The sequence below is a fragment of the Alkalinema pantanalense CENA528 genome (genome assembly GCF_050753345.1).
Classification (GTDB): Bacteria; Cyanobacteriota; Cyanobacteriia; order Leptolyngbyales; family Leptolyngbyaceae; genus Alkalinema; species Alkalinema pantanalense.
This window is the reverse complement of the sequence record NZ_JBLZFX010000058.1, coordinates 1-24626: the sequence shown is the minus strand read 5'-3', so window position 1 is coordinate 24626 and position 24626 is coordinate 1. Positions and strand designations below refer to the sequence as shown.

The following is a 24626-nucleotide window of genomic DNA, read 5'->3' as shown; positions in this document are numbered from 1 at the left end:
AAGTGAGTTGAGATCCTCCCCTTAATAAGGAAGATTCAGCTAAATTTTTTCAAAGTCCCCCTTTTTGTTGGCGTAGCCTCTGCGAAGGAGATAGGGGGATTTAGGGGGATCAAAGCCTTTGCAATCAACGATCGTGTCATTCTACTGCACCAATTCATCAATCCCTCGATCGCCCATCCAATAGTCCTCTTTCCTCCATCAATCACCATGAGTTCTCAGCAAACAGGTTTAGAAATTGCAGTCATTGGTCTTTCCGGAAAATTTCCTGGCGGAGAGACGATCGAACAATTTTGGCAGAATCTAGAAGCAGGTCAGGAACAGGTTACAGCCTTTTCCTCAACTAATCCAAAGGATTCGATCGTACGGGCTGGAGGCGTTTTAACTGATGTTGATCAATTTGATGCAGGCTTCTTTGGCTTCAATCCGCGCGAAGCCGAAGTCATGGATCCCCAGCACCGACTATTCTTAGAACAAGCTTGGATGGCCTTGGAAAATGCCGGGTATAGCTCGGAACATGAGGAACGCGCGATCGGGGTCTTTGCGGGCGTTGGCATGGGCACCTACTTACTGTATAACCTAAGTCCCACACCGGGTTTACTGGAGTCTCGGGGCTTTCTGCAAACGTTAGTCGGGGTCGATAAGGACTACCTGCCCACGCGGGTCTCCTACAAGCTCAATCTCAAGGGCCCCAGCATGAGTGTCGGAACCGCTTGCTCTAGTTCCCTGGTAGCCGTTCATTTGGCCTGCCAGAGCTTGCTGAGTGGGGAATGTGATACGGCCTTGGCCGCAGGGGTGGCAGTGAAAGTACCCCAAAGCGAAGTGACGTTATCTCCGGATGAAATTGCCTCACCCGATGGCCACTGTCGAGCCTTTGATTGCAATGCGAACGGCACCGTAGGCGGTAATGGAATCGGTGTCGTGGTATTGAAACGATTGGAAGACGCAATCGCCGATCGAGATCACATTTACGCAGTCGTCAAAGGATCGGCAATCAACAATGACGGTGCGATGAAAGTGGGATACACCGCTCCCAGCCAAACAGGGCAAACCCAGGTCATTCGAGCAGCCCATCTCATGGCAGAAGTAGAGCCGGAGACGATTACCTATCTAGAAACCCATGGCACGGGAACGGCCCTCGGCGATCCGATAGAACTTGCGGCGATGACTCAAGCCTTTCGTTTCGGCACCGATCGCAACCAATTTTGTGCCATTGGCTCGGTCAAAACCAATGTGGGGCATTTAGATGCCGCCGCTGGCATCACGGGATTTATTAAAACCGTATTAGCGCTGCACCATCGCCGCATTCCGCCAAGCCTGAACTTCACCGCCCCCAACCCCCAAATAGACTTTGCCCAGAGTCCTTTTTATGTCAATACCCAGCTTCGGGACTGGCAAACGGAGGGCCATCCCCGACGGGCAGGGGTGAGTTCCTTTGGCTTCGGGGGCACCAACGCCCATGTGGTGTTAGAGGAAGCCCCTACCCCGACGATCGACGATGCCCCATCCCAAGCAGAGCGCCCCTACCAAGTATTAACCCTCTCGGCCAAAACGCCCACTGCCTTAGACAAAGCTCTACAGAATTTCAAAGCATTCCTTCAGCATTGTCCCGATCGTCCTTTAGCCGATATTGCCCACACCTTAAGCCGGGGTCGTTGGCAATTTAACCATCGTTGGGTTGCTGTGGTTAAAACTGTTGAAGAAGCCATTGCAGTCCTGGATTCTCAGATTAATTCTCAGAATAATCTCAACCATTCCTCAAAATCTTTTGTTCATTCGTTGGAACAGGCTGAAAATCCCGTTATTTTCATGTTTCCGGGACAAGGGGCACAGCATGTCAATATGGCGCGGGATCTGTATGAACAGGAACCTATGTTTCAAGCGGCCTGCGATCGCTGTTTTGCTATCCTGCAAGCGCAATCCGGCTTAGACTTACGATCGCGACTCTACCCGGACAATACCACCGATCGAGGCCCAGAAGCATTAACCCAGACAGAAATTGCCCAACCGGCTCTCTTTGTCATTGAATATGCATTGACACAGTTATGGATGAGTTGGGGTATACAGCCACAGTCTATGATTGGTCACAGCATTGGGGAGTATGTTGCTGCCTGTTTATCCGGTGTGTTCTCTCTTGAAGATGCATTAGCATTGGTAACGCTTCGAGGTCAGCTCATGCAACAGCAACCGACTGGGGCCATGTTGGCCGTACATCGATCGGCGGCAGACCTACAACCCTGGCTCACCCATACCCTCGTCCTCGCAGCCGTCAACAGTCCCACCCTCAGCGTTCTTTCCGGCCCGATCTCAGAAATCACCACGCTAGAGCAAACCTTTACCGCCCAAGGCATTGATTGCCGTCGCTTACAGACCTCCCACGCCTTCCATTCGCCAATGATGGCAGGGGCGATCGAACCGTTCCTCCAGCAGCTTCGTCGCATCTCTTTTCAGTCGCCGAACGTTCCGTTTATCTCTAATCTCACAGGGACTTGGATTACGGCGGAACAGGCCACCAATCCTGACTATTGGGCCGAGCATTTGCGGCAAACGGTACGGTTTTCCCAAGGCATTGCGCAATTGCTGGAGCAGCCCACAGCGGTCTTTTTAGAAGTGGGCCCTGGGACGACCCTCACAACTTTGGCACGACAGCAAGCTCCGGATCGATCGGTGCTGTCTTCCCTTCCCCATCCCAAACAGACCACTTCGGCGATCGAAGCTGTGCTGCAAGCGGTGGGGCAGCTTTGGGTACAGGGTGTCGCGATCGATTGGGCAAGCTTTTACGCGGGGCAGTCACGCAGTCGGATACCTTTACCCACCTATCCCTTTGAACGGCAGCGTTACTGGATTGATGCACCCGCTATGGATGCCTTTCAGCCCGCTTCACCCAAAGGATCCCCAGCCCTTTTACAGAAAAAATCAGCCATTACGGATTGGTTCTACTTACCGTCCTGGAAGCGATCGGTTAATTTATTTCCACAACCGTTAGCACAATTACTAGCACCAGCGTCTTCCAACCCATCCGATCAGCAATGCTGTTGGGTTCTTCTAGCAGATCAGCAAGGGATGACTACTGCGATAGCACAGCAGTTACGGCAGCAGGGCCAGCGCGTCGTTGAGGTATTGCCAGGAGAGTCCTTTCGTCAATCACAAATGGGTGTTTACACAATTAATCCCCACGATCGGGCGCAATATGACATTCTATTGCAAGCTATTCTGCACAAAGATTCTGACCAGGTACCGCAAGCAATTGCAGAACTATGTATAGTCCATGGCTGGACGGTAGATTCCAACCTTTGCCAAACCGATACGCAAGCCTTGGGATTCCAGAGTTTACTATCCCTTGCCCAGGCGATCGGGCAGAGTTCCTTTACAGGTAAGGTTACGATCGGGGTTATTTCCAGCAACGTGCACAAGGTAACGGGCATTGAAACCCTCGAACCGGAGAAAGCAACGATTTTGGGGCCTTGCCGTGTCATTCCCCAGGAATATAGCAACATCACCTGTCGGGCGATCGACCTAGCATTCCCCATCGCAGCCAGCCAGATTAAGCCCCTAGCAGATTCCATAATTGTGGACATTCTACAGGCTTCCCAAACCTCGGAATCGGGGAATGATGAACCGATCGTCGCCTATCGGGGGCCGTATCGCTGGGTTCCCACCTACGAATCGCTACCCATGCAATCGGCCAATCCCAACAAGACCCTGCGAACCCAAGGCATCTATGTGATTACGGGCGGATTGGGGGGCATTGGCTTGACGATCGCGGAATACCTGGCCAAAACGGTACAAGCGCGTTTAGTGCTCATCAGTCGATCGTTCTTCCCTGCGCGATCGGACTGGGCCAATTGGTTACTAGATCATGATGATCAAGACATCACAAGTCGCAAAATTCGCAAAATTCAAGCCTTGGAACTCACGGATGCGAAAGTATTGGTGATTCAGGCCGATGTCAGCGATCGAATGCAAATGCAAACGGCGATTGACCAAGCTCAGCAAATGTTTGGCACGATTCACGGGGTCTTTCACACTGCGGGTATACCGGGCGATGGCATCATCCAACTCAAGACCCAGGCCGAGGCCAATCGAGTCATGGCTCCCAAAGTGCAGGGTACACAAGTTCTCCAACAAGTTCTCCAACAAGTTCTCCAATCCCAATCGTTAGATTTTCTGATCCTGTTTTCTTCCCACAGCGCCTTACTGGGGGGATTGGGGCAGGTGGACTACTGCGCGGCCAATGCTTACTTGAATGCGGTGGCGCAGGCGAATGACTCCAATCAGGCTGTCCCCACGTTAGCGATTAACTGGGATATTTGGCAGGACGTGGGCATGGGGGCTGATTTGGCAAACTTGCCCGATCGCTTGCAGCAGGAACGGTTAGATGCCTTGGAACTGGGCATTGCGCCCCAGGAAGGCTGGGAAGTGTTACAGCATTTATTACAGCTTCAGCAAACGCAGGATATTTCCCAAGTGATCGTTTCAACCAAGGATTGGACAACGGTTTTAGAGCAGAATCGTAGTCGTCGGATTGATGCTAAAAATCTGACGAAAACAGCAGAATTCAGTAATTTAAAAGCGATCATCAATGCTAGTAGCAGCATCTCAACTTCAGAAGGTCATTCAAGAACACTGCAAACAACCCAATACATTGCACCCAGTACAGAGTTAGAGCAACAGATTGCAGAACTCTGGCAGGAACAGTTAGGGATTGCGCAAATTGGCATCCATGACAACTTTTTTGATCTCGGTGGCCATTCATTGCTAGCAGTGCGGGTCGTAGCGCGTTTGCGGGAACGGTATAGCGTAGACCTGTCCCTACGCACATTGCTCTCCGATGCGCCAACGGTGGCAGGTTTGGCCGCAATCATTGGAGCGCAGTTGATCCCGGAATCGGAAGCAGATGCAATGGCCCGGATTTTAGCGGAAATTGAACAATTATCCCAAGCGGAGGTACAAGCGCAGTTAGCCGGAGATTAAATGATCGAGATTACTGATTCATCCATGGAGTGATCGAAGCACAATGAAATTCAGTTTATTTTATTTTTCAGGGGACGGTTCTAGCACGAGTCAGGAAAAATATCGCCTGTTGATCGAAGGAGCAAAATTTGCCGATCGCAACGGGTTCGCGGGGATTTGGATTCCTGAACGCCATTTTGATGCCTTTGGGGGGCTATATCCCAATCCTTCCGTTGCTGGGGCTGCGATCGCCATGGTAACGAAGCAATTGGAAATTCGATCGGGCAGTGTGGTGATTCCGTTGCAACATCCGCTGCGGGTGGCGGAGGAATGGGCTATGGTGGATAACCTCTCCCAGGGGCGGGTGAGTCTTTCCTTTGCGCCGGGTTGGCATCCCAATGATTTCGTCCTATACCCGGAAAAGTACGCCGACAAAAAGGCAATTATGTGGCGGGATATTCAGGTTGTGCAGCAATTATGGCAAGGAACGGCGATCGAGTTTCCTGGAGGCAATGGCCAGCCCGTTGCGGTGCAAACCTTTCCCAGACCGCTACAGGCGCAGGTTCCCATCTGGATTACCGCCATGGCGGATGATACTTTTATCGAAGCAGGCAAGATTGGCGCTAACATCCTCACGTCACCGCTCTACCAAAGCCTAGAAGAGATTCTTCGCAAAGTTACATTGTATCGTCAAACCCTCGCCAACCATGGGCACGATCCCAATCGCGGAAAGGTTTCCATGATGATTCATACATTTATCGGTGATGATCTACAAACTGTTCGCGATCGCGTCAAACAGCCCTTTAAAAACTATCTCAAAACCCATTTTGATTTGGTGTTGAAATCAGCGGGAGAATTGCGATTTTCGATCGATCCTCAAACTTTGACACCTCAGGATTTAGATGATCTGTTGGAGTTTAGTTTTGAAAGCTATTTCAACGGCAAAGTGTTGATGGGAACACCGGATCATTGCAAAAAAATGGTGGATAACCTGCAAACAGCAGGGGTAGATGAAGTGGCGGCACTGATTGATTTTGGGATTGAGTATGATTGGGTGATGGAAAGCCTAGAGCAGTTAAAGACGCTGAAACAGCAATACGATCAGGTATCCCACAATCAGGCAGCGAACGATGAAGTTCCTATACTGTGTTAACTCATAACAGCAATAGGAAAGAGAGCGGATGGTCAGATACGGATGGGAGAGAGTCGGCAATGAACGGAAGTATTTTGCTAGCTGCAACCGGCGGAGCCGCGATCGACTTTTTAGAAATCGCAGTGATTGCCTACGCAATCGCGAGATCGGGCTACCCCAGAGAAGCACTCCTAGGCAGTTTGGGGGGTATTTTGCTCGTGATTCTTTTGTCCGTGCCCTTGGGTCAGATTTTGCTCTGGATTCCCCTTCAGTGGTTGGAACGATTGGTGGGAGCAATTTTGCTCGGGTTAGGACTGCGGTGGGTGAATAAGTCGCTCCAACGGCAGGCTCAGGGACGACGATCGGGCTGGATGTCTGACGATCCGTTGGCCGCAGAAGGAATTACATTAGAGCCACAAGCCTTGGGGTTTAGCATTTTCAATTTTGTAGCCATGCTAAAAAGTGCCGTTTTAGAAGCGCTCGAAGTGGCCATTCTGGTGGTAACGCTGGGATCAACTTCCCAAGCTTGGCTAGAAGCGCTAGTCGGCACCACGATCGCCCTCGGATTTGCAATCATCATTGTCGTTGGGTTACACCAATATTTACTTCAAGTGCCCGAAGTCCTGATTAAGTTAGGTGCAGGAATTCTACTCAGTGCGTTAGGAACCTTTTGGTTAGGGGAAGGGATCGGTTTCCATTGGTGGCTGGCAGACTGGTCGATCGTGGCAATTTTCGGTTTGTACAGTGGTTTGGCAATGGCGGCGCTAGGTTGGCTAGTACAGCGTGGAACAGAGAATGCAGAACAGAAACAAGTATGAAGATGAATGATATTGCGAAAAACAACCTAGCGAATGGCCAATTAGTAAACACCCCAATTTCAAACGATGCATCAGAAAATAGTGCAATAGAAAATCAAAATACCAATAGGGATTTTGCTAAACGGATTGCAGCTTTAACACCAGAACAACAAGCCTTACTTCAGCAAAGGTTGAAGCAGAAATCTGATCAGAAAAGAGATCTCTTAACTGATCTCACCACCAACAAACCAGCCAACTCGCAGGCCAATACAACTGCGAACATTTGGAAAATTCAGCACTACGATCGTGCCCAAATTGGACAGCAAGACACTTTTGGACGTTGGTTATTACCAGTATCCTTTGCCCAGCAACGCATGTGGTTTCAGGATCAGTTAGGGCTACAAAGTGCGGTATCGAATAACATCACGATCGCCTTACACATCACAGGAGATCTTCAGTTCGCTGCCTTGGAAGATAGCCTAAAAACGATTCTGCAACGCCACGAAGTCCTACGAACGACGGTGCAAATGGTGAATGGCGAACTCTATCAAACCGTCGAAGGCATTGAAGACTGGCGGTTGACCGTGCTGGATTGGACAGCACTGGAGCCAGAAACGCAGCGATCGAACGTCCAGCAATATTCCCTCGAACAGGCTTGTCAACCCTTTAACTTAGCGACCGATCGAACATTGCGATCGACATTACTACAACTGAGTACTAGGGAATTCATGCTGCTCCTCACCTTCCATCACATTGCCGTTGATGCCTGGTCGATCGGGGTTTTCTTTCGGGAGTTAAGCGCCTTATACGCGGCCTTTTCCCAGGGACAGCCATCGCCCTTGCTTCCCTTACCCGTACAATACAAAGATTTCACGATCTGGCAGCGACAATTCTTCCAAAACCATGGCTTTGATGCTGACTTAGCCTACTGGAAAAAAAACTTAGACCAAGCCACCGATCGCTTAACGTTACCCAGCGATCGCACCCGCCCAGAAAGCCAATCCTTTGTTGGCAAAACCCTATCCTTTAACCTTTCCAAGTCCATTGCTGACGGCCTCAAACGCCTAGGCCAGCAGACAGAAACCACGTTGTTTATGACGCTGCTGGCTACCTTACAAACCTTGCTGTTTCGCTATACCGGCCAGGAGGATATTCTCATTGGCTCACCGATCGCCAATCGCCAGCAACCGGAAGTCGAACCCCTGATCGGTTGTTTTATCAATACCCTTGTCCTCCGAACGGATTTATCCGGTCATCCCAGTTTTAGAACCCTCTTGCAGCGAGTGCGGGAAACGGTCTTGGGTGCGTTGGCTCACCAGACGTTACCCTTTGAAAAACTCGTAGATGAGTTACAACTGTCGCGCAGCCTTGCCTATGCGCCGTTGTTTCAGGTGATGTTAGTGTTGCAGAATACGTTTGCGATCGAAACGATCGAACTACCGGGAGTCACCGTACAGCACGAGCGCATTGATAACCACACCGCACAGTTTGACTTGACCTTTCACTTAGTGGAATCGGATCATGGATTGATTGGCAAGTTGGAATACAATACCGATCTCTTTGATAAAGCAACGATCGTGCGGTTACTGGATCAGTTTCAGACTTTGCTGACGGGCATTGTAGCCGATCCTGACCAAGCGATCGACCACTTACCATTACTGACTTCCCAAGACCAACAGCAATTGTTGCAATGGCATTTACTCACGATCTCGCAACCTAGCCAGGATTGCATTCACCATTGGCTAGAACAGCAGGTAGAGAAAACGCCCAATGCTATTGCAGTTCAATGGGGAACCGAACAATTAACCTACGCTGAAATTAACCAAAAAGCTAATCAACTGGCTCGTTATTTGCAAACGCTGGGCATTCAATCAGAAAGTCGAGTCGGGTTATGGGTCGATCGATCGGGATTGATGATAGTTACACTGTTGGGCATCCTCAAGGCCGGAGGAGCCTACGTGCCCCTAGATCCCCAGATACCGACCCAACGCCTAGCTTGGATTGTCTCCGATGCTCAGGTGGCAGTTTTGCTGACCCAAGCCCATCTAACCGCACGATTACCCCAGGACTTTCCAACAACCCAAATCGTGGATTTAGACGCAGCTTGGCCTAGGATTGCGGCGGCACGATCGGAGAATTTAGCCATTCCGGTACAACCTAATGCTTTGGCCTATGTGATTTACACGTCCGGATCAACCGGAACCCCCAAGGGCGTGATGGTGGAACACCGATCGCTGGTGAGTTACACCGCATCGGCCATTGAGAATTATCAAATTTCAGCCCACGATCGCTGCTTGCAGTTTGCCTCGCTGAGTTTTGATGCAGCGGCGGAGGAAATTTACCCCACCTTGGTGCAGGGGGCGACACTGGTATTACGCACGGAAGCCATGCTCAGTTCCATGGCGCAGTTTTTACAAACCTGTTGGGACTGGCGCATTACCGTCCTCAACCTACCCACAGCTTTTTGGCACCAACTGGTTACAGAAATGGTAACGCCATTAAATTCAGTACCCTCAGATTTAGTAACACCTCAAGCAACGCTAAACCGATCGCTAGCAGACTCACTAGCAGATTCACTGCGGTTAGTCATCATTGGTGGGGAAAAAGCACTGGTCGATCGCTGGATGCTCTGGCAACAACAGGTTCCTGCCCAGGTTCGACTGGTGAATAGCTATGGTCCTACGGAAGCCACGATCGTAACCACGACGGCAGATCTGACTGGTCTTAATCCAGCGGACTGGGTGGGGCGGGAGTTACCGATCGGGCGACCTGTGCGCCATGCGAGCACCTATGTTTTAGACCCAGCATTGCAGCCTGTTCCGATCGGCGTCCCCGGTGAACTCTACATTGGCGGGGCGGGGGTCGCCCGAGGCTATCTAAATCGACCCGCGTTGACGGCGCAGGCGTTTATTCCCAATCCCTTCAGTTCCACTCCCGACGCGCGGCTGTATAAAACAGGCGATCGGGTGCGCTATTGGCCGGATGGCAATCTGGAATTTCTGGGACGCATCGATAATCAGGTTAAGGTGCGGGGTTTTCGGATTGAATTAGACGAAATTGCAGCGGTGTTCAATCAACATCCCGTAGTGCAGGAAGCGGTGATTCTCGATCGGCGAGATGCATCGGGAGATATCCGTTTGATCGCCTATTGGGTACCTCGAAATATTGATTCAGCAAAATCTGTAGGCTTCGATCGTGCGGCGATTTCCAGCCGTGATTTCCGACAATTTTTGGAAAAACGGTTGCCCAAATATATGATCCCCGCAGCATTCGTTCCGCTGGATCGACTCCCGTTAAACACCAGCGGTAAACTCGATCGTCAGCGCTTGCCGGAACCTGTTTTCGATCGCATCGATCGTGGAGAAACCTTGGTGGCACCTCGCACGGATCTCGAAGTCACGATCGCCCAAGCATTTGCCCAGGTGTTGCCTTTAGAACAGGATCATGACAAGCCAGTTAACATTCACGATGATTTCTTTGAATTAGGAGGTCATTCGTTATTAGCCACCAAACTATTAGCGCGATTGATTCCAGTCCTGGGAGTCAAGTTATCGATCGTCGATCTGTTTGAATTTCCCACAGTGGCAGGTCTAGCACAGCGAGTTACAACGTTACAGCAAGCTCAGAAGCCGCTTGTAGAGAATGCTATAGATCATTCCAGAGAAAACAATCCAGCAATTCCGCTCACCCATCCCACCCGTCCGCCATTCCGCACGATCGATGAATCGGCTCAATCCGAGATCGTGCTTTCCTTTTTCCAGGAGTCCATTTGGGAACTGCACCATTCGGGCAGCAATGGCGCGGCTTGGAATAGTTCAATTACGTTACGGTTCCGGGGAGACTTAACGCGAGACACTATAGCAAAAAGTGTGAATGAATTGATCCGTCGCCATGCCATTTTGCGGACAGTCTTTCCAGCGATCGCGGGTCAACCCAGGCAGGTAATTTTGCCGGAATTGGAATTCACCGTACAGGATTTTGACTTACAAACCTTGCCTTTAGCCGATCTCGAAACCACTGCCTTAAACCATGCGATCGAACTTTCGGAGCAACCTTTCGATCTAGCAACGGCTCCCCTTTGGCGCGTGGCCCGCTTCCAACTGGCTCCCACCGAGCATTGGTTGCTGATCACCCTACATCACATCATTACCGATGGCTGGTCCTTTGGTATTTTATTGCAGGAGTTGCAAACGTTAATTGCAGCGTTTTCCCAAGGTCGTCCTTCCCCATTGCCGCCCGTGGAATGGCAGTATGCAGCGTTTGCCCAATGGCAGCGTCAGGTTTACAGCGAAGCCACGATCGCCCAGGAGCTTCAGCATTGGGAACAAAAATGGCGTAACCGGGAGGCCACGATCGCGCCCCCGTCGTTCCCCTCACAGCCACCCCGCAGTCGGCGATCGCGGCACGCCTTTACCCAACTCCCGGAACCGCTGACCGCTGCCGTCACGGCGTTGAGTCAGCAATTAAAAGTTACCCGCTTTGGCCTATTGTTGGCAGTGTTGAAGTTGGCTCTAGCCGCCTGGACAGGACAGCAGGAGCTTTGGATCTTTCTGACGGTGGGCAATCGCACCTTACCGGAAACCGAACGAATGATTGGCTGCTTTATCAACGATGTGATTGTGCGATCGCAACTTTTGCCAACACTACCGGGATCGGTGTGGGTACAACAATTGCAAACGGAGGTAAATGACGCAATCGCCCACCAGGACTTGCCAATCGGCTGGGTGATGGAACAGATGCAGTCTCGGCTACCGTCGGTGGTTCCCGCAGTACTGATGGCCAGTGTGACCCACACGACAGCGGTTCAGGAGTCAGTCAACGCGAATCCGTCGGCCTGGGAGGTGATCGATATGCAAACCAAACAGCGCGAATGGGCCGAGATCGAATCCGAACTTAGTTCCGATGAAACCCCTCTGGAAATCTATATCGAAACGGCACAGACCCTCAGCATTACGGTGAACTACAGTGTGGAGCTGTTTACACCAACGGGGATGGCAGAATTATTTGAACATTACCAACGGATTTTACGGCACTTGATCGCCGAGCCTCAGACACCCCTCATGCAGATTGTGCAGGGTACGGTGTAATCTTGTTCCGCAATAAATCTTGTACTACTCAATTGAAATCTGATGAAATCTGAGGGGGGAGTCTTGTACTACAAACTCTGAACGAAGAGCAATATTGAGAATCTATATCAAAAACTTAATCAGCACAGACAGGCCAGATCGAGCCATTGCCCAACTTCCTCTAGGAACTTGCAATTCTCAAAGCCTTTTAGAACAAAGTTTTCAGCGATTCAACATAGAATTCGCTGGCAAACCGATCGTGGAATTTCGCCCAATCATCCTGCTCTATTGCCTCTAACTTGGCATAATTTATTGCTTGACAGCATCAACAAATTCCTCTACTGTGGCCTATTAATGAAAGAAATTTGCAAGACTGGTGAGCTGATCTGGGGTTGCGACAAGGCACCTATGGGATGATCCCTCGGGATGATTCGGTAGTGATTCCGGCAACTGAAATTTTGATGCCCGCTCCCATTACGTTTTGCATGAGGAATGTCATGAATCGATACCAACGTGTAACAGCTTTAGGTTTAGTAAGCGCGATCGCGCTGCTCGCGAGTTCTCCCAGCGGAGCAACGGAAACCAGTTCCTCCCACTCATCCACCCCTACTGTCCATCGGCTGACGGATCTTAAAGGAACCAAAACCCAGGCGCAACAACTTCTAGCGCAGACAGAGCAGGCCGCAGTGATTGCTGTGACGGATGTGCAGGTGAATCCAACGGAAACTGGAGTGCAAATTCTGCTGATTACGGCACAAACCAGACAACTCCAGGCAGAAACACGCAACGAAGACAATACATTTATTGCAGAAATCCCCAATGCAGTTTTGAGACTGCAGGATGGTCAAAGCTTTCAAGTTGAAAATCCCACAGCTAACATCCAGTCAATCACTATTCGCCAAGGGTCGAACAATCAAATTGAAATTCGTGCGATCGGCCAAACCACTCTACCGATCGTCACGGTGCAGACGCAATCCAATGCCCCGATCGCCCAAGCATCCCCCACAGATGAAGGCGAAGAAGAAATTGTCATTACTGCCGACCAAGCTCCCAGCTACCGAGTCCCCAGTGCCTCCACCGCCACCGGAACGGACACTCGGATTCTCGATGCCCCCGTGTCGATTCAGGTCGTGCCCAAGGATGTCATTCGAGATCAGCAAGCAACCCGCCTAGAAGAAGTGACCCGCAACGTCAGTGGCGTCACCTTTTCCGGGGAAAACTTTGGTCGGGGCGGTCGGTTTAGCATCCGGGGTTTTGATGATGCCCCCGTGCTGCGGGACGGCTTCCGGAACTACGGGTTCTCACAGGCGACTCCAGAAGTGGCCAATTTAGAACAGGTGGAAGTGCTCAAGGGGCCTGCTTCCATTCTCTACGGGGAAATTCAGCCCGGAGGCGTACTGAACCTCGTTGCCAAAAAACCGTTAGCCAACCCCTTTGCGGAATTGGAATTGCAACTGGGGAGGCGTAATTTTGTGCAGCCTCGTTTGGATCTCTCCGGGCCATTGAATTCCGAGGGAACGGTTCTCTATCGCCTTAATGCACTGTTCCAAAACAACGATGGGTTTCGCGATTACGAAAAAAACATTATTCGATCGTTCGTCGCACCGACCTTAGCCATCAAAGTAAATCCCCAGACGGATTTAAATTTATCACTGGAATATTTGAGTGAAGATCGGCCTGCGGATCTCGGGATTGCCGCAGTGGGTAACAAGGTCGGCAATACTCGTCGTGAACAAATTGTCAATGAGCCGGATGATAATGTTTCTACAAATTACGTTAATGTCGGATATAACTTAGAACATCGGTTTAACCCCAATTGGAAGATTCGCAATGCTTTCCGCTATACCTTCTATGGCTATGACTACAACGTCATCGCATTGCCGCTGTTCGTAGACAATGCGGGTTTCGTCGATCGCTTCTATGCGTCCCAGGAAGGGGAAAGCCGTTCCTATACGATGCAAACCAATGTGGTGGGTCAGTTTGCGACGGGCGGATTGGAACATACTTTGCTGTTTGGGGTGGATTTAAACCACAGTGACACCCGAGAATTTTCGGTGCTCGATCCCACCACATTGACAACCTTAGATATTTTCAATCCTGTATACGGTCAGTTGGCTAAACCGAATGAAGCGGATTTATTTGACTTTGGAGGACGTAGCCTCAAGTCCGATCGATTAGGGATTTATTTACAAGATCAAATTGCCATTCAGAAAAACCTGAAGCTCCTTCTAGGCGTGCGCTACGATGCAGTAACCCAAAAGGCAGAAGCCTTACCCGGTTTGGCGGTTGATGCCAACGAAACTGAAATTACCAGTACCGCTTGGACGCCGCGCTTTGGCATCCTGTACCAGCCGACGGAATCCTTGTCATTCTATGGCAGCTATTCCCGATCGTTTACCCCCAGCGCCAATACAACGGTGAATGGCGATCCCTTGGAACCGGAACGGGGCGAAGGTTGGGAAGTTGGGGTGAAAACAGAATTGTTTAACAAGAAACTGCTGGCAACCCTGGCCTATTTTGATGTGAAAAAACAAAATGTGGCCGTTCCCGATCCCGATTTTCCGCTGTCTTTCATTTCCAGCGGGGAGCAGCGCAGTCGAGGGGTTGAATTGGATCTAGCGGGTGAAATTCTCCCCGGTTGGAAGTTCATTGCATCCTATGCGTACATCAATGCAGAAGTCACCCAGGACAGTGATTCCAGCTTGATTGGAAACCGTCTGTTTGGTGTCCCGGAGCACAGTGCCAGCCTATGGACGACCTATGAAGTTCAGCAGGGCAGCTTGCAAGGGCTGGGCATTGGCGTTGGATTTAATTACGTGGGCGATCGCCAGGGGGATTTGGATAACAGCTACCAAGCGGATGGCTATTTTGTGACCAATGCCGCAATTTTCTATCGGCGCAATAACTGGCGACTGGGCTTGAATTTCAAGAACATCGGCAATGTGAATTACATTGAGTCGGTACAAAATGTACGGGCTTCTAGAAATTACTTTGGCGAACCCTTTACTGTGATTGGTTCGTTCTCAGTGCAATTCTAGGTACAGTTTCAAAAGTCAGGTAAACATAATTCACAGAAAATGGGTTGAAACTGATCCTGAGATCGTTTACCATACAGGGTGTTTTAACTTAATGAGATTACTTCTCAATATTTTGCCCCTAAAACCCTACCCTCCTTCAAACCCATAGCTCATCCCTTCTTCTGTAAAGTCCCCCTTAATAAGGGAGATTTTGGGGAGAGTTATGGGTCCAAATTGCAAGTTGATTGGGAATCGGGGAGATGTGGGGGATCAGAGCTACGGCGATCGACAATTTTTTCGAGATTCCTACTGCTCGATCGAGATGTGATTCTGAAAGCTGGCTGCTACAATTCTTCTCATTCCCTATGCTGATTTCTCTTGCTCCCAATCCTTCTTCCACCAGCGCCCGCGAACAACGGCTGAGGGATCAGTCTTTGCTAAAACGCTTGATGTTAATCGCGTTTGGCGGATCGGCGCTGATTCATGGAATTGCGATCGCCTTAGTTTACCTGAAGCCGACGATCCCGCAAATGCCGCCTGTGGAAGAGCCGGAACAGGAAATTGTCATTGAAGAATCCGATGAGTTGGCAGCGCCGGAAGAGCTAGCCATGAGCGAATTCAGTGAGCCAGAGGAAGCTGGGGGCAGCAGTGGCGGCGATGAAATGCTACAAGTTGCGACCTTGGAACCGGAACCCCAGGTTGCAGAGCCCGAAGCCCCACCGGAAGTACCGGAGGCTCCAGAAATTACCGATCGGGACTTACAAGAAGAGCCCAAACCGACACCCACCACATCTGCATCTACTCCACAAACGCCCACCAAACCCGCTCCCGCCAAGCCTTCTACACCCCAAGAACGGGGAATTTTTAAGAATTCTGGTTTAGGTACAGGCACCGGGGGACAGGCAAACGGCAATGGTGGCGATGGTGCTGGAAAGGGATCTGGCAGTGGTAACGGCCAAGGCAAGGGCACTGCCCCGATCGCCAAAGCCCCCGCACCAAAGCCCCAAGTTAAACCTTCTACCCAACCCCTCGCGATCGTTCCGGCAACGCAAAAGCCTGCCAAGCCCAAGCCCAAGCCTAACTACGATGGCATCACCTACGATCGCAGACAAAATAAACGGGTGCTGGCAGGCTATCGCCCTCGCATTATGCCGGTTTACGACGATAAAGGTCGCTTGGTCGATATCAAGCAGGTGCGCTCCAGTGGCGATCAGGAACTGGACGCTGCTTTTGAAAACGCGAAAGGACAATTGATGGATAAGTTGCGGCGGCAGTTGGAATCCCGTCCCGCAGAACTGCGCGATCGGCCTATTCGTTTTAAGTTTGAAGACAACAACTTGAGCGCCGAGGAGCGGCAGCAAGCAGAACGCAACCGAGCATTAACGCAGGATCTCGATCGGCAATGGCAAGCTGAAAAACGTCAAAATGCCCCTGCGACTGCTGAAAATACCCGTCCCGCAGAACCCACGGCTCCAGCGGGTGGAATTTCGCTCCCGATCTCAGCCCCTCCGATCGTCCCCGCCCCTGCGGCTGAGCCTGCCCCATCTGCGGAACCTGCGCCTGCGGCAGAACCCGCTCCAGAACCTGCGGCAGAACCCGCACCTGCGGCAGAACCTGCACCTGCACCAGAACCTGCGCCTGCGGCAGAACCTGCACCTGCGGCAGAACCTGCGGCAGAGCCTGCACCAGAACCCGCTCCAGAACCCGCTCCAGAACCTGCGGCGGAACCTGCACCAGAACCTACCGCCCCGTAGATTATTGCGTTCCTATCGACGATCGAGGAAACGCCGATCGATTAAATCCGTGGGCAAGGCTTGGGTGGCAGGGTAGTGGCCCTGTTGCCGTAGCCATTTATAAAACGATTGAATCGCGCTGAGGGCTTGCTTGATGGAGGTGGGCTTTTGCCCCGCTTGGCGCAGAACAATGACATATTTGCGAATCTCGTCAGCGGTCACGGTCTCCCAGGCTTGTGACCGTTTTTCCTTGGGATTTAGGGGATTATCAATCGCGGCCAAATGGGTTACAAATTTCATGAGTTGGTGGCGGTAGGCTTTTTGGGTGCTGCCAGCGGCTTTTGCCTGAAGAAATTGCTCAATCAGTTGCAGGTGCGGCTCTGGTGACGTTACGAGCACATCCGACGATGGCGCGATCTCGCCGCTGGCATCCTCCTCTAACGAAATAATCACGATCGGTAAAATGGCGTCTGCGCTTCTCCCACGTGCTGCAACCTGTACAGTCGCCTCAGGTGTACTCTTGGCAAATTCAGTGTCGGGAGATTCAGTGTCGGGAGATTCAGCACCAGAAAGTTCAGCGCCAGGAAGTTCAGCGTCGGGAAGCTCAGAATATTGCATGGCGATCGGGGTAACTATTGAGGATCCACGCTAAGTCTCAGTTGTTAAGCAAATTATCCAAGGGTTTTCCAGGGTTTTTAAATAATCTGATAATAATCTAAGTCTAATAACTTAAATTATCTATATCAGAATTAACTAAGAAAATAACTGACTCGATTCTATAATCCAGCAGTAAGATGAACTAGGCCCTAGCGTGGAGCACCCTTTCTGCACCACTTCTGGGGTGACGAATCCGACGGGAAAAGCATGGGACGACGAACCAACGAAAAATGCTGGGCTTGTAGCTTGCTTTCGGCCAACGAAGCCCGAACTCTCCATGATGCAGCCTTGGGTGGGGATGGCTGCTGGAAGGATGAGATCTGTCACAGTCGGCGTTCCTACTACCGCAAAGGCAAGGATCAGAAGCGACAAAAAGCCGCCATTGCCGAGTTAACCGTACCGTTGCCTGTTATGCCCTATGTGGTGCTGCACACCTATGCAGACAAGCCGCGTCAGGTACAGGATGAGGTGGTAATTCATGCCCTCTATGCGGAACTGTGGATGGGGAATCAACCGATCGCCCGCACAGGACCGCAGCACACCTTTGGCCTACCGCCGCGCCTAGTAAAAGCCTACGCAAAGCAGTTACTGGATGCTTTATACGATCGCTATGGGAATGGTCGGCGGTCTGGATTTGAACGATTTGCCAGCCAAGTTCAACATTCGATCGCTCAATGTCCCATTCGGCCTTGTCCCTATCACGGAGCGCACCTCAATCCCTACAGTTCTGGAGGCCGCGAATGAAAGATCAGACTAGAAATTCGTTAGATGCCAATTCAGCAGATACGACCGTAGCGAATACCCATCCTGCGAACACCTATTCTGCCGAGACCAATCCTGCCGAGACCAATCCTGCAAAGATGAACCCAGATCCTACATCTTCACTGATGCCTTCACTGGAGTGGCCTCGGGCGTCACAAAATGTCCAGATTGCTAAACGAATGCCGGAGTCTACAGATCTCCTCATGCTTCTGGCAGAAATTGATCCGGTCTTAACACAATTTTCCCAGTTTCAACAGTTGAAATTGGCGGGGGATTTGTTGCTGGAACTGGCAGAGCTTTACGAGTCGCGGGCGCAAGCGCTCATGGGGAAATGGGAGGACGCCTACCGAGATCCGATCGTTGAAGATGATTTCTTTGCCGATCTGGTACGCCAAACCATGGCTCTGGATCTCACGGATTTAGTCGAGCCACCACCACCCCGTCTGCGTAAATCGAAGGCAAAACCCGCCGATACGATCGTGGCTCCAGTGGATAAATCGACCCTCCTAGAACTGTTAGATGAATGGCAAACACAGAGTTTAACTGCTAATTGTGAGGACGATCTTGGACTCCTCAGCAGTTCCCTCAACCCCTATCCAACTGAAAATCCTAATCCTGAAATTACGAATAAAGAGCAAGCACTGCAACTAGCCCACGATGAAAATGTCTCCGATTGGACGCAGGCGATCGCAGCTTCTTTAATCACCCACAACGCAGCGATTCGGCTATTAGATTTACCGCTGATGTTGAATTTGCCCTGGATTGAAGTGTGGCTAGGGGCACTGCTAGGCAACTTTCAGTTAGAACAGCGGGGCGAGTTTTATTCACCAGAAGTTTGGGTCACTCAGGCAATCATGGAGACGGAGATCCGCAAGCCAGAGATCGAGGTTTCTCCAGCAGACCTAGAGCATTAATTGCCACTGTCCATCGCTCAAATCCTCACTTGAGATCCTCAAAGCCGATCGTGATCTCCAAGATTTTCGACGACCAATCTACAGGAATAACCCTGTGGATTAACGTTACACCACAGGGTTAGGGAACAGCGCATCAATAAAATCCCGATTGGATAGGGGTAGGAGAGTGAAAGGGTAGGAGAGTAAAAGGGTAGGAGGGTAGGGGAATGACGAGGGGATATTATTTCTTTGCAAATCCCTTAGAGGGCTACCAGAATTGGGAGCAAGATTAAATTTCCGAACAAAACACCCTGCAAAACAGCTTGCAAAAATAGCCGTTCCAATGACTTGCTAGCCATCCAGTGAGCGTTGCTCAAGCCGTGGATTAACCCGTTGTTCAGGCAGCGGACACCGCCATGGACGACCTAGTAGAGTAAGCAGATCGTTACCCAAAAACTATCGTTACCCAAAAACTATCGTTACCCAAAAACTATCGTTACTCAGAAACTGTGGACTAACGTTACACCACAACAGTCTGGATGCCGCTACAGATGGCTATAAGCGGGGTAAAATTCGATCGCGAATAGGTCAAGCAGAACTATCTTGATTTGCGTAGAAAACTGTGGACTAACGTTACACCACAAATTAGCCCAATAGGCTAAAGGCTTCGTGCGATACTGGGAGCGGCAATTGACTTCTACTCATTTATTTTGACCAACGGCTATGCAAGGACTTTGGCTGCAAGACCGAGAACTCACGCTACGGAACGATTTACCTCTACCAGAACCTGCCCCCAACGAGGCCCGCATCCGAGTCCTACGGGCAGGCATCTGCAACACGGATCTAGAACTGCTACGTGGCTACTACCCCTACCAAGGCATCCTCGGCCATGAGTTTGTGGGTGTGGTCGATCGTGGGCCAGAACACTTACTCCATCAACGGGTCGTCGGGGAAATTAACGCAGCCTGTGGGCAGTGCGACTGCTGTCAGCGGGGAATGCCCACCCATTGCCGCAACCGATCAGTGCTAGGCATCGTCAACCACAACGGCGCATTTGCCGACTACCTCTGTCTCCCGGTGCAGAATTTACACATCGTGCCTGATACCATTTCCACCGAAGCAGCCACTTTTACCGAACCCCTCGCCGCCGCCCTGGAAATTTTGGAACAGGTAACCATTACGCCTAACGATCGCGTGCTTGTGGTAGGCGATGGCAAGCTGGGGCAACTGGTGGCGCAGACCTTAGCATTAACGGGTTGTGAGTTGCTCACCGTTGGTCGGCACGCAGACAAGTTAGCCAACTTAAGCGATCGCGGCATTGCCACTGCCTTAGTAACCGCAGCCACCGCCAATTCGATCGCCTCTGGAAGCTATGACATCGCCGTGGAATGTACCGGAAATCCCAGCGGCTTTGAAACAGCGCGTCGATCGCTGCGACCTCGGGGTACCCTCGTCCTCAAAAGTACCTACGCCGGACAATTGAGCTTGGATATGTCCGCGATCGTGGTGGATGAATTAACGATCGTCGGTTCTCGGTGTGGCCCCTTTGCCCCTGCGTTGGATCTTCTTGCCCTGGGCAAAGTTGATGTCACACCTCTCATCCAAGCTCGCTATCCCCTCAGCCAAGGACTCTCCGCCTTCGACCAAGCCCAACAAAAAGGAACCCTGAAGGTACTGCTGGAAATGGGGAATGCTTAGGACGACAATCCTGAAATCTGTATAATCTGGGAGTTTTGATCCGTTTTCTGTACTATGACGAACCCGAAAAACCAGGCAAAGAAATCCCAGGAGACAGATTACGATAATCCCTGGAAGTCGGTGATTGAAGTTTATTTCCGGGATTTCTTGCGGTTTTTCTTCCCAACGATCGAAACCGATGTTGACTGGTCAAAGCCGATCGTCTTTTTGGACAAAGAGCTTCAGAAGGTGGTGCGCGATGCAGAAGTTCCTAAACGCTATGCAGATAAATTGGTGCAGGTCTATCGCGTAAATGGTGAACCTGCACTAGTCATCTGTCATATTGAAGTTCAAGGTCAGTGGGAAGGCAACTTTGCAGCCAGGATGTATAGCTACAATTACCGCTTGCGCGATCGCTATGACTGTCCGGTGGTCAGTTTGGTGATTTTGGCAGATGAAAGTGAGACTTGGCGGCCCCAGCAGTTTCAAGATGAATTGTGGGGCTGTGCGACGGACTTCCGATTCCCGATCGTGAAGTTGCTCGATTATCAAGTGGACTGGAACACTTTGGCGGCAATTCGCAATCCGTTTGCGGTAGTAACGATGGCGCATTTGAAGACAAAAGAGACGCATAATCAGCCCCAAGCAAGGAAAACTTGGCGGTATCGGCTGACGACGATGCTGTATGACCAGGGCTATGGGGAGCAGGATATACTGGAATTACACAACTTCTTAGACTGGTTGATGAAGTTGCCGGAAGTGTTGGAAAAGCAGTTCCAGAGCGAGTTAAAGGCGTTTGAGGAGGCAAGGCAAATGAAGTATGTCACAACGATCGAACGCATGGCTGAAGAACGAGCTAAGTTAGAAGAGAAACAAGAGATCGCCCTCAAAATGCTTCGCAAGAATATATCACTGGAGACAATCGCCGAAATTACTGAACTCACGATCGAACAACTGCAGCAACTCCAAGCCGATAATCAAGAGGTATAAAGTCTGTGATGACGATCGAATGCATAGCGAAGGAAGCATTCAAGAGAGAGTTGCGACTCAAGCAGCGATCGCCCTAACACTCTTCAAATAAAATATTCCAAGTTTGTGGAGTAACGTTACTCCACAGTAAAAGATTGACTCAAGGATCAACGAGCTCGCCTTACTTGCGCAATGCTTGGCTGACCTCATCCAGTTTTGCTTTTAATGCCACCTTGAGCTCTTTCAACACACCCGGATCAGCGATCGTTTCCACTTCGATCGCAGCAATGCTCTTGACCCAACGTTCGTGGCTGGAGGTCGATCGCTGTTGGGGATTATGGGCCTGAATCATTTGCTGCACCAACTTCCGAGTCTCATTGAGCGACAGCCGACTTTGGATCACCTCTTGGGTTACCTGTTGACGAATTTGACTGGCTTTCGCTTCGGTTTGGTTCAACTTTTCCGCAGAAAGGCGATTCAGCTCCCTGGCTTTGCTACTTTCCAGACCCTCCGTGCGAATCACTTCCTTCAAATCCTCCGCCAACTTGAGCAATGGAAAAACATTGGAATTGATCGACACAGGATTCAATTGCAGCCGCAGAATCGTGGCAAACAATTGCTGCTCCTCGAACTCACGAAATCCCGCTTCCTCGATCCATTGGGCTTGCCGATCGGGTTCAGCCACCCGAATTTCCGCAAGTTCCGCTAACTTGCCTTCCCGTTCCAAGCGGCGCAAAGCGGTATTGAGTAACGTACTAAATCGTTCCTCCTGGCCCGCTAGAGTTGGATGCTGTTCCACCGCTAGCCGCACTAGGGCCGTGGCCAAATCCAAATCATGGAGCCGCTGAGAATGGATGCTAGTAATGACCTGCCCTTCAAATAACTCACGGGCATCGGTGACTTCTTCCTCCGGCAAAAAAACGGCTTTGAGTTCTGTCCAGTTAAGTTTCTGGGCAGATCGAAAGCGCAATTCTCCATCAAACAGCCGATACCGCCCACTCTCTAACGGAATCACAATAATCGGCGTCTTTTGACCGTGGTAGCGCAGACTTTCCATCCGTTCTTGGATCGTGACTCGGGGGAAAACGGTGCGCGGTTGGGCATCGTCGCGATCGATCAACGCTAGGGCAATCTCATGCACCCCACCGGTTTGTTGCAGCACCGCCGTCAGCCCCTCCATCCGTTGATCTAGATCCGCCTTTTCCGGCGCATCCAAATTACCCGATCGGGCTTGGGCGAGGGCTGCCTGTAATTCCTGAACCTGTGCCCGGAGCGAAATGAGTTCCTGGTTTTCCCGCACGCCTTGGAAGCCTGCCAGCAAGTTTGCGCCCACTTTTCCCATCATTAAACTCCTTTCCAACGCCGGATTTGCTTACACTTCAAGTTCACTGACTTGATTCGCTTACTTCAATAGCTGAATAATACGGGTGATCACAGGATCAAAATCCTGAGCCGCCGGTAGCCCTGGACGGTAGAGCGGTAATGGTAACCCATCAACGCAGGCTCGGAGATAATTTTTTGATTCCTTGACGGGCGGAAAACAATGGATGCCGACACTATCCAGAAGTCCCGGCAGGGTGGCGGAAACATCAACGTTACTTTGAGCCTTCCCCTTCCGATCGACCCCAAGGACATCCCGATGGGTGCCACTGTTGACATAATCGACCCGCATTGGCAAAAATCCCAATATTTCCGGTTGGGGGCGTAACCGCAATTCTTCAATCGTGGTGTCATACCAGCGCAAAAAGCCAAATAGCCCCTGGGCATCCTTGATCTCCGGCTTGATGGGGGACAATACATGAGTACTGGCAGCTAAGGCCATCACACCCATGGGTTCCAAGGAGGCAGGCGTGTCAAAAATGACAACATCAGCCTCTAGGGGATAGTCGAGCAAGCGATCCTGGAGGGTGTAATGGCCCCTCGCGTTAATCGGCACTTCCCGGATGCAGTCACGAATCGCCTCACCCCCCTGAATCGCAGTGACCGTTGACAGCTTGTTGGCCCAGATCGGTTGTAGGGGATAGTTTCCCTTAAAGGCTTTGTGGAGGACGGTCGCGATCGATTGATCTTCCGTGGGATTCATGGGCAATCCGGTAAAGGAGCTTAACGACCCAGAGTAGTCTAACTCAACGATCGTCACCTTATAGCCCCGCTTACCCAGACCATAAGCGAGGTGTACCGAAGTGGTTGTTTTGCCAGAACCGCCAGCATTGCTGCCGATCATAATGCGGACTTGAGGTTTTCCAGATTTGGCTACGGCCATGATGGGTTGTGATGATCTCGCAAAGGGGTCAGAATGATGAATGCTCCTGTAGCAACCTGCGGAAAAGTTGGGGTAGGAGGGTGAGAGAGTGGGTGGGTGAGAGAGTGGGTGGGTGAGAGAGTAGGGGGGTGAGAGAGTAGGGAGAGTTAGCTTGCTGTTGCTGTGGAGTAACGTTACTCCACGAAAGTATTGAGCATCGCGAATAAACTCGCTGGTTCGTAGTTATGATGATTCTACGATCGTCTGTCACGATCGAAAAGAATTACTTGAGAAAATTCAAGTCATAGAACGGAACCGTGATTTAGCAAAAACAAGTCTGTTGTACTATACCTGATCCCCCCCAAAATGTAGAGAGAACGGGATACAAATCATTGTGGACTAACGTTACTCCACAGTTTTTTCTTAACAGTTTTCCTGACAGATATCATCTGAACCATGTTGCTGGGCGAATATTGCCGGGAGACATTGTCTGAAAATATCTGCGGGTGTCATTGATTATAGTCAAAGCCCAGAAATTATAGTCAAAGCTCAGAAAATTTATCGAAAAATTTTGGCGATCCCTCAACCAATGCTGCGGTGATTGAGGTGAGAAAGCATCAATAGACCTCCTGCATGAATCAAGTGGCTTGTGCCAGTTCAAAATTGAGTAGACCCGCAATCAAATTGAGCCGGAGTCCAAACCGCTTCCTGCGATTGCGATAGCGCCCCGA

13 protein-coding genes are annotated in these 24626 nt (G+C 50.8%); 10 read left to right on the top strand and 3 right to left on the bottom strand.

What is annotated here, in order from left to right:
• The first annotated feature begins 207 nt into the window (after window positions 1-207).
• The 6 genes from ACN4EG_RS17725 to ACN4EG_RS17700 all read left to right on the top strand — a co-directional run bounded on the left by ACN4EG_RS17725 (window position 208) and on the right by ACN4EG_RS17700 (window position 16716).
• Window positions 208-4971 (top strand): type I polyketide synthase, encoded by a 4764-nt coding sequence (locus ACN4EG_RS17725; protein WP_431631417.1) that lies wholly within the window; start codon window positions 208-210, stop codon window positions 4969-4971.
• Window positions 4972-5014: 43 nt separating this feature from the next.
• Entirely contained in the window at window positions 5015-6103 is a 1089-nt protein-coding gene (locus tag ACN4EG_RS17720) for an LLM class flavin-dependent oxidoreductase (RefSeq protein WP_431631416.1), read from the top strand.
• A 59-nt stretch (window positions 6104-6162) separates the two neighbouring features.
• Window positions 6163-6900 carry a COG4280 domain-containing protein gene (locus ACN4EG_RS17715; RefSeq protein WP_431631415.1) on the top strand — a complete coding sequence of 246 codons (738 nt, stop codon included), beginning with the start codon at window positions 6163-6165 and terminating at the stop codon, window positions 6898-6900.
• The gene (locus tag ACN4EG_RS17710) at window positions 6897-11966 is read left to right on the top strand and encodes an amino acid adenylation domain-containing protein (protein WP_431631414.1); all 5070 of its coding nucleotides are present in this window, start codon (window positions 6897-6899) and stop codon (window positions 11964-11966) included. The genes ACN4EG_RS17715 and ACN4EG_RS17710 overlap by 4 nt, the downstream gene beginning before the upstream one ends.
• 476 nt (window positions 11967-12442) lie before the next feature.
• On the top strand, window positions 12443-14983 hold the full coding sequence (locus ACN4EG_RS17705; RefSeq protein ID WP_431631412.1) for a TonB-dependent siderophore receptor: 2541 nt from the start codon (window positions 12443-12445) through the stop codon (window positions 14981-14983).
• A gap of 344 nt (window positions 14984-15327) precedes the next feature.
• Window positions 15328-16716: a hypothetical protein gene (locus tag ACN4EG_RS17700; protein WP_431631410.1), complete on the top strand. Its 1389-nt coding sequence runs from the start codon at window positions 15328-15330 to the stop codon at window positions 16714-16716.
• 12 nt (window positions 16717-16728) lie between these two features.
• On the opposite strand, the gene ACN4EG_RS17695 is transcribed toward ACN4EG_RS17700, so the two are convergent.
• The gene (locus ACN4EG_RS17695) at window positions 16729-17313 is read right to left on the bottom strand and encodes a site-specific integrase (protein WP_431631409.1); all 585 of its coding nucleotides are present in this window, start codon (window positions 17311-17313) and stop codon (window positions 16729-16731) included.
• A 246-nt stretch (window positions 17314-17559) separates the two neighbouring features.
• Here ACN4EG_RS17695 and ACN4EG_RS17690 point away from each other — a divergent pair, with 246 nt between their 5' ends.
• The 4 genes from ACN4EG_RS17690 (at window position 17560) to ACN4EG_RS17675 (ending at window position 21674) form a co-directional block, all read left to right on the top strand.
• Window positions 17560-18096, top strand: a complete 537-nt coding sequence (locus tag ACN4EG_RS17690) for a hypothetical protein (protein ID WP_431631408.1) — start codon at window positions 17560-17562, stop codon at window positions 18094-18096.
• On the top strand, window positions 18093-19028 hold the full coding sequence (locus ACN4EG_RS17685; RefSeq protein ID WP_431631406.1) for a hypothetical protein: 936 nt from the start codon (window positions 18093-18095) through the stop codon (window positions 19026-19028). Before ACN4EG_RS17690 ends, ACN4EG_RS17685 begins: the two co-directional genes overlap by 4 nt.
• Before the next feature lie 702 nt (window positions 19029-19730).
• Window positions 19731-20705: an MDR/zinc-dependent alcohol dehydrogenase-like family protein gene (locus ACN4EG_RS17680; protein ID WP_431631405.1), complete on the top strand. Its 975-nt coding sequence runs from the start codon at window positions 19731-19733 to the stop codon at window positions 20703-20705.
• 54 nt (window positions 20706-20759) lie between these two features.
• On the top strand, window positions 20760-21674 hold the full coding sequence (locus ACN4EG_RS17675; protein ID WP_431631403.1) for an Rpn family recombination-promoting nuclease/putative transposase: 915 nt from the start codon (window positions 20760-20762) through the stop codon (window positions 21672-21674).
• A 160-nt stretch (window positions 21675-21834) separates the two neighbouring features.
• Here ACN4EG_RS17675 and ACN4EG_RS17670 read toward each other — a convergent pair whose 3' ends face one another.
• Window positions 21835-22995: a ParB/RepB/Spo0J family partition protein gene (locus ACN4EG_RS17670; protein WP_431631401.1), complete on the bottom strand. Its 1161-nt coding sequence runs from the start codon at window positions 22993-22995 to the stop codon at window positions 21835-21837.
• A gap of 60 nt (window positions 22996-23055) precedes the next feature.
• The gene (locus tag ACN4EG_RS17665; protein ID WP_431631399.1) at window positions 23056-23916 is read right to left on the bottom strand and encodes a ParA family protein; all 861 of its coding nucleotides are present in this window, start codon (window positions 23914-23916) and stop codon (window positions 23056-23058) included.
• Window positions 23917-24626: the final 710 nt, after the last annotated feature.

What these genes read in the sequence shown, in the direction of transcription:
- ACN4EG_RS17725 (WP_431631417.1), top strand. Translation starts at nt 208, where the DNA reads ATGAGTTCTCAGCAAACAGGTTTAGAAATTGCAGTCATTGGTCTTTCC.
- ACN4EG_RS17715 (WP_431631415.1), top strand. Translation starts at nt 6,163, where the DNA reads ATGAACGGAAGTATTTTGCTAGCTGCAACCGGCGGAGCCGCGATCGAC.
- ACN4EG_RS17695 (WP_431631409.1), bottom strand. Translation starts at nt 17,313, where the DNA reads ATGCAATATTCTGAGCTTCCCGACGCTGAACTTCCTGGCGCTGAACTT.
- ACN4EG_RS17685 (WP_431631406.1), top strand. Translation starts at nt 18,093, where the DNA reads ATGAAAGATCAGACTAGAAATTCGTTAGATGCCAATTCAGCAGATACG.
- ACN4EG_RS17720 (WP_431631416.1), top strand. Translation starts at nt 5,015, where the DNA reads ATGAAATTCAGTTTATTTTATTTTTCAGGGGACGGTTCTAGCACGAGT.
- ACN4EG_RS17665 (WP_431631399.1), bottom strand. Translation starts at nt 23,916, where the DNA reads ATGGCCGTAGCCAAATCTGGAAAACCTCAAGTCCGCATTATGATCGGC.
- ACN4EG_RS17705 (WP_431631412.1), top strand. Translation starts at nt 12,443, where the DNA reads ATGAATCGATACCAACGTGTAACAGCTTTAGGTTTAGTAAGCGCGATC.
- ACN4EG_RS17700 (WP_431631410.1), top strand. Translation starts at nt 15,328, where the DNA reads ATGCTGATTTCTCTTGCTCCCAATCCTTCTTCCACCAGCGCCCGCGAA.
- ACN4EG_RS17710 (WP_431631414.1), top strand. Translation starts at nt 6,897, where the DNA reads ATGAAGATGAATGATATTGCGAAAAACAACCTAGCGAATGGCCAATTA.
- ACN4EG_RS17680 (WP_431631405.1), top strand. Translation starts at nt 19,731, where the DNA reads ATGCAAGGACTTTGGCTGCAAGACCGAGAACTCACGCTACGGAACGAT.
- ACN4EG_RS17690 (WP_431631408.1), top strand. Translation starts at nt 17,560, where the DNA reads ATGGGACGACGAACCAACGAAAAATGCTGGGCTTGTAGCTTGCTTTCG.
- ACN4EG_RS17670 (WP_431631401.1), bottom strand. Translation starts at nt 22,995, where the DNA reads ATGGGAAAAGTGGGCGCAAACTTGCTGGCAGGCTTCCAAGGCGTGCGG.
- ACN4EG_RS17675 (WP_431631403.1), top strand. Translation starts at nt 20,760, where the DNA reads ATGACGAACCCGAAAAACCAGGCAAAGAAATCCCAGGAGACAGATTAC.